The organism is Microcella alkaliphila (assembly GCF_004216855.1).
GTDB classification, from domain to species: Bacteria; Actinomycetota; Actinomycetes; order Actinomycetales; family Microbacteriaceae; genus Microcella; species Microcella alkaliphila.
In genome coordinates this window covers 231365-244004 of sequence record NZ_SGXT01000016.1, presented here as the reverse complement: position 1 = coordinate 244004, position 12640 = coordinate 231365, and the positions used below count along the sequence as shown (strand labels likewise).

Annotated in this window: 12 protein-coding genes and 1 pseudogene; 8 read left to right on the top strand and 5 right to left on the bottom strand. The window is 66.0% G+C overall.

Annotation, left to right across the window (positions count from 1 at the left end):
• Positions 1 to 106 precede the first annotated feature (106 nt).
• Positions 107 to 922: pseudogene (locus EV140_RS10035) on the top strand (IS1380 family transposase); the annotation flags it as partial.
• Positions 923 to 1237: 315 nt separating this feature from the next.
• Positions 1238 to 2755 carry an Asp-tRNA(Asn)/Glu-tRNA(Gln) amidotransferase subunit GatB gene (gene gatB / locus EV140_RS10030; RefSeq protein ID WP_130283524.1) on the top strand — a complete coding sequence of 506 codons (1518 nt, stop codon included), beginning with the start codon at positions 1238 to 1240 and terminating at the stop codon, positions 2753 to 2755.
• A gap of 141 nt (positions 2756 to 2896) precedes the next feature.
• Here gatB and EV140_RS13270 read toward each other — a convergent pair whose 3' ends face one another.
• The 4 genes from EV140_RS13270 to EV140_RS10010 form a co-directional block, all read right to left on the bottom strand.
• A complete protein-coding gene (locus tag EV140_RS13270) occupies positions 2897 to 3463 on the bottom strand; it encodes an SIR2 family NAD-dependent protein deacylase (RefSeq protein ID WP_157985642.1) in 567 nt (188 codons plus the stop codon).
• A gap of 305 nt (positions 3464 to 3768) precedes the next feature.
• Complete coding sequence (locus EV140_RS10020) at positions 3769 to 4839, bottom strand: ParA family protein (protein WP_130283520.1); 1071 nt, start codon at positions 4837 to 4839, stop codon at positions 3769 to 3771.
• 15 nt (positions 4840 to 4854) lie between these two features.
• Positions 4855 to 6999 (bottom strand): nuclease-related domain-containing DEAD/DEAH box helicase, encoded by a 2145-nt coding sequence (locus tag EV140_RS10015; RefSeq protein WP_130283518.1) that lies wholly within the window; start codon positions 6997 to 6999, stop codon positions 4855 to 4857.
• Between the two features lie 221 nt (positions 7000 to 7220).
• The gene (locus tag EV140_RS10010; protein WP_241971408.1) at positions 7221 to 8375 is read right to left on the bottom strand and encodes a VRR-NUC domain-containing protein; all 1155 of its coding nucleotides are present in this window, start codon (positions 8373 to 8375) and stop codon (positions 7221 to 7223) included.
• A 391-nt stretch (positions 8376 to 8766) separates the two neighbouring features.
• On the opposite strand from EV140_RS10010, the gene EV140_RS10005 reads away from it, so the two are divergent.
• The 6 genes from EV140_RS10005 (at position 8767) to EV140_RS09980 (ending at position 12042) form a co-directional block, all read left to right on the top strand.
• On the top strand, positions 8767 to 9075 hold the full coding sequence (locus EV140_RS10005) for a DUF1905 domain-containing protein (RefSeq protein ID WP_130283514.1): 309 nt from the start codon (positions 8767 to 8769) through the stop codon (positions 9073 to 9075).
• Positions 9076 to 9117: 42 nt separating this feature from the next.
• Positions 9118 to 9642, top strand: a complete 525-nt coding sequence (locus EV140_RS10000; RefSeq protein WP_130283512.1) for a hypothetical protein — start codon at positions 9118 to 9120, stop codon at positions 9640 to 9642.
• Between the two features lie 4 nt (positions 9643 to 9646).
• Positions 9647 to 9967: a hypothetical protein gene (locus EV140_RS09995; RefSeq protein ID WP_130283510.1), complete on the top strand. Its 321-nt coding sequence runs from the start codon at positions 9647 to 9649 to the stop codon at positions 9965 to 9967.
• Between the two features lie 96 nt (positions 9968 to 10063).
• Positions 10064 to 10816, top strand: coding sequence for a YidC/Oxa1 family membrane protein insertase (locus EV140_RS09990; protein WP_157985641.1), 753 nt, complete (start codon positions 10064 to 10066; stop codon positions 10814 to 10816).
• Between the two features lie 88 nt (positions 10817 to 10904).
• Positions 10905 to 11447: a DUF1697 domain-containing protein gene (locus tag EV140_RS09985; protein WP_130283506.1), complete on the top strand. Its 543-nt coding sequence runs from the start codon at positions 10905 to 10907 to the stop codon at positions 11445 to 11447.
• Between the two features lie 43 nt (positions 11448 to 11490).
• Positions 11491 to 12042: a hypothetical protein gene (locus EV140_RS09980; protein WP_130283504.1), complete on the top strand. Its 552-nt coding sequence runs from the start codon at positions 11491 to 11493 to the stop codon at positions 12040 to 12042.
• 16 nt (positions 12043 to 12058) lie between these two features.
• Here EV140_RS09980 and EV140_RS09975 read toward each other — a convergent pair whose 3' ends face one another.
• Positions 12059 to 12610: a type 1 glutamine amidotransferase domain-containing protein gene (locus EV140_RS09975; protein WP_130283502.1), complete on the bottom strand. Its 552-nt coding sequence runs from the start codon at positions 12608 to 12610 to the stop codon at positions 12059 to 12061.
• Positions 12611 to 12640 lie beyond the last annotated feature (30 nt).

Sequence of the window (12640 nt, the reverse complement as noted above, 5' to 3'; positions counted from 1 at the left end):
CCCTGGCCCAACTCGCGATCGCGTTCCCCGACCGAATCCGCCCCTACCTCTGACCAACCCCAGACGATGCCCATTTACACAAACAACTTGACAGGCTCGCGGATCGGGTTCCCCGCGTGGCGCCGCCCGGCTGGTCCGGGACAGCTTGGCCACCCTCCGCCGCCTACCCGGGATGAAGGGGAGCAGAGTACTGCTCCGAGCCGACTCCGCGTTCTACGGCCACGCCACGATCAGTGCGGCGACCCGCGCCGGCGCCGCAGTGTCGGTGACCGCCCGGATGGACCCCGCGATCAAACGCGCGATCGCGACCATCCCCGACGATGCCTGGGAGGCGATCGAGTACACCGACGCGATCTACGACCAGGACACCAAAAGGTGGATCTCGACCGCGGAGGTCGCCGAGGTCCCATTCACCGCGTTCACCTCACGCAAGAAGGCCGAGCACATCGACGGGCGCCTGGTCGTGCGGCGGATCCCGGAGCTGAACCAGAAGAACTTCGATCAGCCGACCCTGTTCGACACGCACCGCTTCCACGCGTTCTTCACCACCAGCACCCTGGACACGATCACCGCGGACAAAACCCACCGCGGTCACGCGATCATCGAGCAGGTCAACGCCGATCTGAAGCACAGCGCCCTGGCACACCTGCCATCCGGGGTGTTCACCGCGAACGCCGCCTGGCTCGTCCTGGCCGTGATCGCGTTCAACCTCACCCGCGCCGCCGCGACCATCGCCGGCACCGGCCTGGCCAAAGCCACCACCGCCACGATCCGCCACAAACTCGTCACCGTCCCGGCACGGATCGCTTCCTCGGCCAGGCGCATCACCCTGCACCTGCCCGACCAGTGGCCATGGGAAACCGCGTGGACCGCGCTGTTCAACCACGTCGGCGGATCACCGCCGCCGGCCCCGACGACCTGACCATCCAGCCGACGCAGGCGCAACCAGGACGACCAGTGGAACACCCGGGCAGACAGGTCCGGCACTCAGCCGCGCCCACCCGACGATGAACTCTGCCGAATCGAGATCAGCCACCCATCACGGGTTCGTCGGTGGATCGAGGTTAAGCGACCGCACCGCGAGCATCCCGAGCCGGCGCAGCCAACCGCACCGCGAGCATCCCGCACCCGTCCGGCGAACCCGCCGCGAGCCGACCGCACCCCGCGCATCCCGCACCCGTCCAGCCAACCCATCTCCGCGCACCCCTCCCCTCCCCGCGCCCGTAGGATTGTCCGTATGGCGCGCGCTGAACTCATGGACTTCGACAAGGCCCTCGAACTGTTCGAACCGGTGCTCGGTTTCGAGGTGCACGTCGAGCTCAGCACGAAGACGAAGATGTTCTCTGACGCCCCGAACCCGGCGTTCAGCGGCAACCACATAACCGAGCCGAACACGGCGATCACCCCGGTCTGCCTGGGCCTCCCCGGCAGCTTGCCCGTCGTCAACGAGAAGGCCGTTCAGTTCTCGATCTCGCTGGGCCTCGCGCTCGGCTGCCAGATCGCGCCGTCGAGCCGTTTTGCGCGCAAGAACTACTTCTATCCGGATCTTGCGAAGAACTACCAGATCAGCCAGTACGACGAGCCGATCGCCTTCGAGGGGATGCTCGAGGTCGAACTCGAGGACGGCGAACTCTGGCAGGTCCCCATCGAGCGCGGCCACATGGAGGAGGACGCCGGGAAGCTGACGCACGTCGGCGGCTCGACCGGGCGCATCCAGGGTGCTGAGTACAGCCTCGTCGACTACAACCGCGCCGGCGTTCCGCTGGTCGAGATTGTGACGAAGCCGATCTACGGGGCCGAGCACCGCGCGCCCGAGCTGGCGAAGGCGTACGTCTCGACGATTCGCGACATCGTGCGCGCCCTCGGCATCTCGGAGGCCCGCATGGAGCGCGGCAACCTGCGCTGCGACGCCAACGTGTCGCTGCGCCCGCGCGGCGAGACGAAGCTCGGCACGCGCACCGAGACGAAGAATGTGAACTCGTTCCGCAGTGTTGAGCGGGCGGTGCGCTACGAGATTCAGCGCCAGGCGGCGATATTGGCGAAGGGCGGCACGATCCAGCAGGAGACCCGCCACTGGCACGAAGACACGGGCACGACGTCGCCCGGCCGCGTGAAGAGCGACGCCGACGACTACCGCTACTTCCCCGAGCCCGACCTGCTACCGGTGACGCCCGCGCCCGAGCTGATCGAGCGCCTGCGGGCGTCGCTGCCCGAGGCTCCGGCCGCGCGCCGTCGCCGCCTGAAGCAGGAGTGGGGCTTTACCGACCTCGAGTTCCGCGACGTGGTGAACTCGGGGCTCTTGGTCGAGGTCGACGAGACGGTCGCCGCGGGCGCCGCCCCGCAGCAGGCCCGCAAGTGGTGGACGGGCGAGATCGCCCGCATCGCCAACACGCAGAACGCCGAGCCGGCATCGCTGATCTCACCGGCGGATGTCGCGGCGATCGTCGCGCTCGTCGAGGCGGGCACGCTGAACGACCGCCTCGCGCGCGAGGTCGTCGAGGGCGTCATCGCGGGGGAGGGCACCCCTCAGGAGGTCGTCGACGCCCGCGGGCTCGCGGTCGTCTCGGACGACGGCGCGCTCATCGCGGCGGTGGATGCTGCGCTCGCCTCCCAGCCGGACGTTCTGGAGAAGATCCGCGACGGCAAGGTGCAGGCCGCCGGCGCGATCATTGGCGCGGTCATGAAGGCGATGGGCGGCAAGGCCGACGCGGCGCGGGTGCGCGAGCTGGTGTTGGAGCGGGCGCAGGGCCGATAAGCAGGCCTGAACGCGCAGCAGTACGACGCCTTCACACTCTATTTTCTGGACTCCGACGGGTGTGCGAACTGGCGGGGCCCGTTGGCTTCAGCTCGAATTACATTGGTGGGTCCGCATGAGGAGCGGATTGCCAGTTGTCAGTCAGATCCGAGCATCGTCGACGAGTCGTGACAGTTCAGCGAGGCGTGCTGTCAACTCGTCGTGATTGCCGTCTTCGTTATCGTATTCGAGAAGCTTGACGTTGAACGCTTTTCTTATCGAGCGCGTTTCGCTGTCATGTCGACCTTTCGGCGTAATGGCGTAGTGAGGGGCAATAGATTGAGCTGTGAACGCCGAATCTTCAAGAAGTAACTCGATATCGGGATCCCCATTGAAGCCGCACCCAACGAAAAGAACAGTCCGGGTGAGCAGAAGTGCGCTCACAACTTTGAAGAAATTTGGGTACTCGAACTTGGCTCGCGAATACTGTGACCGGGATAGAACAAGGTTGCGTGGTTTTTCGACGGATCCGTGTAGCTTGAGAAGTAAGGGTCGATCTGATCGCAAATTATCGACAACGTCATTGTCAACATAGGTGGAGACCATCAAAGGGGGCTTCGGGCCCGTCAGTGGGGTGTTAAGTTCCTGTTCCCAATATCGCTCGTACAGCCTATCGTAGTTTGTGGTCATCAGAACTGGCTGGTCGAGCAAATTGATGTGCTTGTGCACTTCTCCTGGCCTAAAGCTACCGTTACCAAAAATTGAGATCAAGTAATTATTGACTTGCACGTTCTCTATTGCGTCGCTAATTACCTGTGCGGCGTCGAGATGCCTTGATCGTGTCATGAGGTTGTCGAATGCCGCGCGGTCTGCGGAGTTTAGGCTACTAGCAAGGTCTGTGAGCAGTTTCTCCCAGCCCGGTAGCCTCAGACCTTCCGGGTTCGGGCAGCTGGCTGATGCGCCGGCGCCAAGAAAGATGATCCCTCTGCGCTGAGCCAATGATTGAACTAGCTCCGGAGGCCAGAAACTAGTCATCAGCTGAAGCAGTTGGTGCTTAGATTAGCCCCAACAACGTTAATGAACTCGACGTAGGACCGTTGTTGAGAGTACTGACCTCCAGCGAGGCCATCGCCGGACGTAAGGGCGCCGAGTGGGGCGTTCGCACTTTGGGCAAGTGGAACCAGGCTTCGAAGGTTAGGTATGTCACCCAACTTAAGGTGAGATAGCTCCAGGCCCGGCTTGGACATCCCGCTGAGGTGCCGTTCTACCTGCGATGGGACCTGGGACAGAATCTGGTCGTACGCGACAGTCGCTCGCCTCTCGCCGCGAATAGTAACTGTAGAATATTGCTGCACCGTGTAACCGATGAATCCCTTATCGACAGCGACCTCTGAAGGGATGCCAAAGCGGTCGACTGCCCCCGGATTATTCGTCTCACATAGCTTGACTCCTTGCCGATAAAGCCTTGCCCACTGGACTATCCATTCCGCAATATTTCGCAAGGCGACGACACTGAAAATGTCTGCGCCCATAGGAGTGACAAAGTTTTTTGCGGACGCGAGAACTGAACGATTTAGTGCGCCAAGTGAGGGCCCAAGGTCGAAAAGGACCACATCATATTTCGGTTCAAGTTCTTCGATGATCTGGCGAAGCCACAAGGTCTTCCGTAAGCCAGCCACGTCGCCTGCGCTAGCCTCCGCAAACCATTGACCGAGCTTATCTTCAAAAACTGACATTCTTGGATGACCCGGCACAAGATCAATCATGAACCGATTCGTCGTTGCTGAGAGCGGCTGAACTGGGTCTGAGGTTGCATCGCCCTCTTCTAAAGGGCGGACCGCATCATAGATTGTAGAGACCCCATGCATCGAGTCCCACACTGCTGAGTCGCCTCCATCCAGTGCGTTGATGAATGCTTCGTCCGGCCAGTAGAGCGCTGCACACTGCTCTGAAGTCAAGACCAGTTGAGTAGAGTTGCATTGCGGGTCAAGGTCAACCAGCACAACACGCTTCTGCTGCTCCGTCGCCAAGTAGTGCGCGAGATTGCATACCAATGTGGTTTTCCCGACGCCGCCCTTATTGTTGAAAAATGCGATCGATTCCACTGCGTCAACTCCTACCTAAACTTTGTTGCCAGGATGAACTGTTTGTCTTGCGGTGACTGTCTTCTTTTCTGATCTGATCGATCCGACCCATAACCCGTCTCGTGCTCGAGTCATCCCCACGTACAACTCGCGCCGTTCGATCTCGAACCGCTCGCGGACCCCATCATCGAGCTCACCAACGACATCCGACCTCCCCAGCAATCGCCCCGGCACCCGAGCCAGCACCACCTGCTTGAACTCGAGCCCCTTCGCCCGCTTGATGGTGCCGACCTTCACCCGCCCCGACACCTCGCCGCGGTACTCGGTAAGCAGCACGGTCTCGATTCCTGCGGAACGCAGCGCAGCATCCATTGCCGCAACGTCGCGACTTGTCTGGGCGAGCACGCCGACGTCACCCGGGTCGACTCCCGACGCGACGAGCGCCCGAATGTGCGCCATAACCGCCGCATCGTGCGCGGCGACCGACGTGAACTGGTGCGCCTCAGGAACAGGGCCGACGCGGGGGATCGCGACCGCAGCATCCGCCCGGCCAGCGCCGCCCTCGATGTCGACGAACTCGTCGCCCTCGACGATCGCGGCGGCGAACTCCGCGATCTCGCGAGTATTTCGGTAGTTGGTCGACAGCACGACTCCGCGGCCGGCGACCGAGAAGCCCGCCTCGGCGAGCGTGTAGCCGCCCGGGTAAATGGTCTGCTGGCCGTCGCCGATGAGGGTGAGGCCGTCGGGGCGGTCGCCGACGAGGGCGTGCAGCATGCGGATCATCGCGCACGACAGATCCTGCGCCTCGTCGATGACGACCGCGCTGACCCCCTCCAGCGGGCGCTCGCGCAGCGACGCCTCGGCGCGCAGAATCACGTCCTCGAAGTCCATGACCCCCGCCTCGCGGAGGTTCTGCTGGTACTGCGCGTACAGCCGCCACACCTCGCGACGCTGGTCGACCGTCAACCGGCGCCGTCGCCCGGCGCGGGCCAGGTCGGCGTACTGCTCGAAGGTCGTCAGCCCCCGGCCTTTGATGACGTGCAGCAGCTCGTCCTGCCAGTACTTCGCGTTTCGGTCGAGCGCGCCGAGCGGGCCGCGCATGCCGATCTGGTTCCACGCGCGGTTGAACGCCTGATTCGCCTCGGGCAGTTTCACCGTGACGCGGTGCCCGCGCTCGCGCAGCACCCGCAGCGCGAACTGGTGCACGCCCGTGAACTCGACCCGGTCGGCCACCTCCGGCGCGAGCCTCGTCATTAGCGTCGCCAGCACGTCGGGCAGGGTGCGCACGTACGTCGTCACGATCACGCGGCCCGTGGATGCCCGCGCCAGGTACGCCGCGCGGTGCAGCCCAACGACCGTTTTGCCACAGCCGGCGGGCCCCCGCACGCGCGACGGGCCCGAAAAGCTGCGCCGCACCAGCTTCGCCTGGTCGGGGTGCAGAAACGCCATCCATTCCTCGATGGGGGCGGCGAGCATCCCGGCCAGAAACGTGTCGGCGATCTCGTCGAGCGTGAGCAGCGGCTCGGGCTCGCTGGCGACCGGCTCCGGGATGCTCACATCCAGCTCCGATGGCGCGTCACCTACGAGAGGAAAATGGTCGAGCACGCGGGCCAGCACCGCGTTCTGCGCGCGGTCGGTGAGGCGGCGGCCGAAGCCGGCGATGTGCTTCGCGGCGGCACGCTCGCCCACGACCATCAGGCCGCCCAGGCCCTCGAGAGGAGTGGGCGGCAACGCCGAGTTCGCCAGCACGATCAGCACGTGCACCTCGCCGGGCGCGAGGCCGACGTCGGCGAGCACCGCCTCGGTGCTGTAGCCGACGTCGGCGAGCCCGGCGAGCTCATCGGTGACGTCGGCCTGGCCGCGGAAGATGCGCCCGGCCGCCACCGTCACCTCGCGCCACGACTTCGTGTCGACGACGAATACACCGCCCGGCCCGACCAGCACGTGGTCGATCTGCGCGCGGCTGCCGCGGCGGGCGCCCGGCCAGCCGCGGTCGTGCAGGAAGGTGTAGCCCTGGGCGGTGAGCGGGGCGAGCGTGCCGGCGACCTGGCGTTCGGTGCGGTGGGCGATCATCCACCGTTCGGCCTCGTGACGGGCGATCTCGGCGAGCCGCTGGTGCTCGTCGGCGATGGCGACCAGGCGGCGCGCCTCAACGCCCGCGGATCTGCCCGCTTCGCTCACGACGCCCCCGATCTGAGTTCTTCTCCATCAGACCAGGCGGGGCGACGGAAGGGAACCCTCGTTCTGTGGCCAGTTCGGGGGTGACCAAACGGGCTGCCATCACTCTGATCGAGTACTCGCTGTCGTCGCGCAGTTCGGTGGCCGCGCCTCTTGAGCCACAGCGACGAGGGTCGATGCCCGTCGGGCGAGGGCGGATCACCGCCAGGGGAAGGAGCAATCCATCAGTCGTCGTTGTCCTGTGAGGACAAGGCCGCGGAAGCGAGTGACCGGTCGATTCCGGGTTCCGTCTCCACAGCATCCGTGGGCCGAAGTTTGGGCGGAGTTGCTGCCCAGGCCTTGATCGACTGCCCGATTTCTCCGTACGCGGCCTCAATGACGGTCACGACTGAGTCGATGAAGGAGCCGCGCCCAGTTCCGCGCTTTGAGCCCATCGGGACACTTTTCGTCACCGTGAAGGACTTGATTTCTCGACCTGATTCCGGGACCAGCAGTGCGGGGTTATCTCTCACCGTCCCGAGAAGCTCCGCCGCGCCGGTTGAGGATCGAACGGGGATGGCCTCGATCCGGAGGCTATCGCTGGCCGACCTCAATTGACGGAGCAGCCAGTTGATTCGCGTGGTGGGCTTGCCCTCCTTTGGGGCCTCAACAGAGAACGCTGCGGTCACAAGGCCGGCCCGAAGGTCAGCCACGACGGTCAGGTCAGAGATCGCGCCTGGGATGCGGAGGCCGGCAGTCACATGGCCGTCCTTGACGAGCTCAGTCGCCATACGAGAGCTACGTACTCTCGGGTCGGACGACTCCGCGCGGGAGAGCACGGGAAGCACCTCTGACCCCAGTTGCCTGCCAAGTTTCAGGCCCGCGAAGCGAATAAGTGCATCGAAACGGCTTACGACTTCTGGAAGTCCTGCATCGTTCGTCCGGAGTGTGCCAGCCGCGACAGCCTCCCGAATTGGCACCCAGCTTTGGCCCATGTCCTCAAAGGAGAGAGCGCCCGACTTCGGATGCTCGAGGTACCGAATGAGCTCGCCAAGAATCCACGCTTGATCTGGATCAGCAACGCCACGGTGTTCCTTCTGGACGACCGCTGCTGTGAGAATCTCCGACCATGAATAGTGGTGAAGCGATACCTTGCGGAGTTTTCGCTTGTCGACAGACGTGGGGTGAGTGCCGATCGCGGCGGGAATCTCGTTCGAGATCGTGAGAAGCGCATCGAAACCGTGTTCGCGCGCTACGTCGAGATAGTCCTCGAGCTGAGTTGGCTCGAGGGCGTTTGTGCTCGTCTTCACCTCGATGAGCGCCGTCCACGACTTTTGGCCGCGTCGGACGCGGATGAGGCCGTCAGGGAAGACCTTGCGCTCGCCCAGAGTGAAGGGCACCTCGATGAAAGTCTCGATGCTGCCTGCTGGTGCGCCGAGAGGCTGAGTGAGCGCTCGCCCGAACTCTCGTACGGACGCGATCACTGCAAGGAGCGCTGAAGTCGCCCTTCGCTCCTGTTCCTCAGCGCCGTTGATACCCGATGTAGGAATCAGTCGCGCCGCATTCCAGGCTGGTTCTGCAGGCAACGTTGCCATATGTCCTCCAGTAGTGACGTCCTCTCACCGTACGCCAAGGCCCCACGGAAGCTCGTGATTTCCTGCGCCGTGTGTGGCGGCTCCGCGATCACGCCAATGTGCGTTCCACTGCCGTGGATGCTCAGTGCAGGCCTGCGCCTTGCCGTGCTTGTCGAGCTGTGGGCAATAGATGGGGCGGGTCCGCCACACTGATCCCATGCCCGCCGCCTACGTCTTCGACGCCGAGCTCTGGGAGTGGCCCGCCCGCGCATCCTGGTTCTTCGTCAGCGTGCCCGAGGCGATCAGTGACGAGATCGACGCGCGCACCGACGGATTCGCAGCCGGCTTCGGCAGCGTGCGCGTGACCGTGCGCGTCGGCGGCAGCGCCTGGGCGACGAGCGTCTTCCCCGACACCACCCGCGGATGCTTCGTGCTGCCCATCAAGAAGGCGGTGCGCGACGCCGAAGGGATCGCGCCCGGCGACAGCGTGCGCATCCACCTCGTCCTCGTGGATGCTCGCCCATAATTTTTCGAGACATTATTGCCTCGTCGGGTCTAGGGTGAGCCCATGACGAACGCCGCGACGCCCACGCCCACTGACGCGCCGGTGGCTGCGCCGCGGAAGGGGCGCGGTCGTGTGCTGTACGTGGCATCCGCCGTCGGAGCGGCCTGGCTCCTTGTCGCGGTGATCTGGTCGGTCACGAGTGCGTTCAGCTCGGTCGGCGGCGCGTTCTCGTTCTTCTTCTTGTTCAGTTCGCTCACCACTGCCGTGACCTTCCTGCCCCTGATGCTTGTGAGCGTGGGCATTCCCGCGGTCGTCGCGCTCATCGTGGGCAGCGTCGTCGCCCGCCGCGTGCACGCCCTCTGGGTGCGGGGACTCGTCATCGCGAGCGCCGGCATGACCGCCTTCGTCGTGCCGATCGCCCTCACGTGGCGCGGCAACGAGTGGGATCAGGGCCTTGTTCCCACCTACATCGCCATGACCGTGGGTGCTGGCCTCCTGCTTAGCCTCAGCGCGGTGTTGCCCTGGCGCGGCGGCTTCGCCTCGCGCCGCTACGACCCGGCGGCGTCCGAGGGCCCCGGCCTACGATGACCTCATGGCCGAGTCGCTGACGCGCACCCTCTTGGCGTCGTTCGGCGCGCTCGGGGTCACGCTCGCACTCGCCGTGGCGATTGCGGTGGGGGAGGCGGCGCCGCTCGCAGCGGCCGCCAGTGTTGCGGCGAGTCTTCTCGTGATCGCGGCCCTCGTGGTCGCCAGCCGCGGCGCGGTCGCCGCCGCCCCGCACGCTGAGCTCGCCGTCGGGGCGCGGTCGCGCGCCCACCGCGAGTCGCTGTCTCACCAGGCCGAGCCCGCGCATCCGCTCACCGCCGGTCGGCCGCTGTCGCGCGCGCCGGGCGCCGCGTCGCCGGCCGCCTGACCCGCCGCACCCGCTCGCCCCGCCCGGGGCGCTGTCGTCGTTCGCGCATCCGGTGGCCAGATGCTGCCGCCGACCCCTCTCGCGAACGGACACCCCATGGACCCCTCCACCTTTTTCCTCATCGGCCCCCTCATCACCGCCGCCGCCCGCGGCATCGACGCGCTGATCGGGATGCTCGACCCCGCTCTCGGCGCCGCCTCCGCCCCGCTCGTCATCGCCGCTATCACCCTCGTCGTGCGCGCCGCTCTCATACCGCTCGACGTGCGCATGACGCGGGCGGAGGGGGCCAGGCGCCGGCTCGCGCCGCAGCTCGCCGCCCTCCGCACGCGCTGGAAGAAGCGGCCCGACGAGCTGCAGAAGCGCACCATGCAGCTCTACCGCGACGCTGGCGTGACGCCGCTCGCCGGCATGGGGTCGATGCTCGCCCAGGCGCCCATCGTCTCGGTGCTGTATCTCGCCCTGATCGCCGCGACCCTCGACGGCGAGCCCAACCCGCTCGTGCGGTACACGCGCGCCGGGGTGTCGTTCGCCGAGCCGCTCGGCGCAGCCGCGCTCACGGGGGCCGGGGCCGCCCTGCTGCTGGCCGCTGGAGTCGTCACGTCTTTGAGTGTCGCCGGCTGGGTGCAGCGCCGGACGATGACACGACTGCAGCGGGGGCTGCCCGCGACCGACATGCCCGCAGGGGTCACGCGCGCGCTCGGCGTGCTGCCCTTCGTCGCCATCGTGCCCGCACTCGTAGTGCCGCTCGGTGCGGCCATCTACCTGGTCGTCTCGACGCTGTGGAGCACGATCGAGCGGCCACTCTTGCGTCGCATCCTGTGGACGGAGGCCGAGTGGGCGCCGCGGTGAGCGCGGCCTATGGGTCGCAGCCTTGACAGCGCGACGGCCGCGCCCGACAGTGAGGGCATGCGCGACGCGACAAGCGAATCGAGGCTCGATGGTGTCCAACGCTGAGCCGCACGCCTTCCTCCTGCGCGCCGTCAACGTCGGCGGCACCGCGAAGCTTCCGATGGCCGAGTTGCGCGCCCTCGCCGCGGAGCTCGGTGCGAGCGACGTCAGCACCTACATCGCGTCCGGCAACCTGCTGTGCACCCCGCCCGGCGACGTGGGCGGGTTCGCCGCCGCGCTCGAATACGCGGTCGAGCAGCGCTTCGGGTTCCGGCGCGAGGTGATCGCGCGATCGCTGAGCGATCTGCGCGCTGCCCGGGATGCGCATCCCTTCACGGTCGCGAACCCCGCCTTTTCGTACATCACCTTCCTGACGGCCGAGCCGAGCCGCGCTGAGGTGCAGAGCGCGGCCGATGTGCCCACCGGCGATGACGAGTGGGCCGTCATCGGCCGCGAGCTGCACGTGCGCTACGAGCGCGGGGCAAGCCAGGCCGGGCTCAACACGGATGCGCTGCTGCGGCGCCTGGGCGTCGCGGGCACTGCGCGCAACCTGCGCACCGTCGACGAGCAGATTCGTCGGTTGTCGGCGTGAAGGGAGGCGCTGAGTCGCCACGCGATCACAGTAAGGTCTTGCCATGACCGAGCTGCCAGAGGGTCGCTTCCCGTCGCCGGGTAACGCTCGGGGCACACTTCCATTTGTGTTGGTGTCGTATGCGGCCGCGCTACCCGTCGCGGTCGTGATCATGGCCCGGTACTTGGGTTTCGGCGCTGACTTATTCACTGAGCCGACCTGGGAGGACATCTCCGTCACGCTGTTCATCTTGGCGGTGCTTCTGGGCGTCCTCGCAGTGCCGATCGGCGCCGCCGTGATCGCCGGGCACCTGGTATCGGCCGCGAGCCGTCAAGGATGGGTGCGCTTCCTCGCGATCGCGCTCGTCTCCGCAACGGTGACGGCACCCGTTGTTTGGTTCTTTACTCCGAACTCACGTGAGCTATTCGCTGACCCGTCGTTGGTGTTGGGCCTGTCGGGGATCGGAATAGCCCTTGCCGCCGGCGCCGTCGCTCCCTGGTTTGCCGGCTTCGCCTCCCCGCGGCGCGAGTTCGCCGCAACCGTGCCAACGACCGGACCGCGTGACGACACAGAAGAGGGCCGCACCCCGGAGGATGCGGCCCGCGACGAGCAGTGATGAAACCCGAGGGTGCCTACGCGGTCTGCCCCGCGTGCTCGCCCTCGAAGATCTCCTCAACTGTCTTCGCGCAGAACGCCGGAAGGTCCTCCGGCGTACGGCTCGAGGTCAGGCCCTGGTCGACCACGACCTCCTCGTCGACCCAGCTCGCTCCGGCGTTGATGAGGTCGGTCTTGAGCGACGGGTAGCTGGTGAGTTCGCGACCGCGCACCACGTCGGCCTCGATCAGGATCCACGCTCCGTGGCAGATCACCGAGACGGGCTTGCCCTGCTCGAAGAAGTCCCTCGTGAACGTCACGGCCGCCTCGTCCATGCGCAGGTGGTCGGCGTTCACGACGCCGCCGGGCAGCACGAGCGCGTCGTAGTGCTCCGCGTCGACAGAGGTGACCACAGCATCCACCGCCTGCGTGTGCCCCTTCTTGCCCGACACCTCGGAGGGCTTCGGCGACACGAGCAGGGCGCTTGCGCCCGCCTCGGTGACCGCCTTCCAGGGCTCGGTGAGCTCGCTGTCCTCGTATCCATCGGTCAGCAGAAAGGCCACCTTCTTGCCGGTCAGGTCGTACGTCATGTGTCTCCTCCTTCGGTGAGATGACTCCAC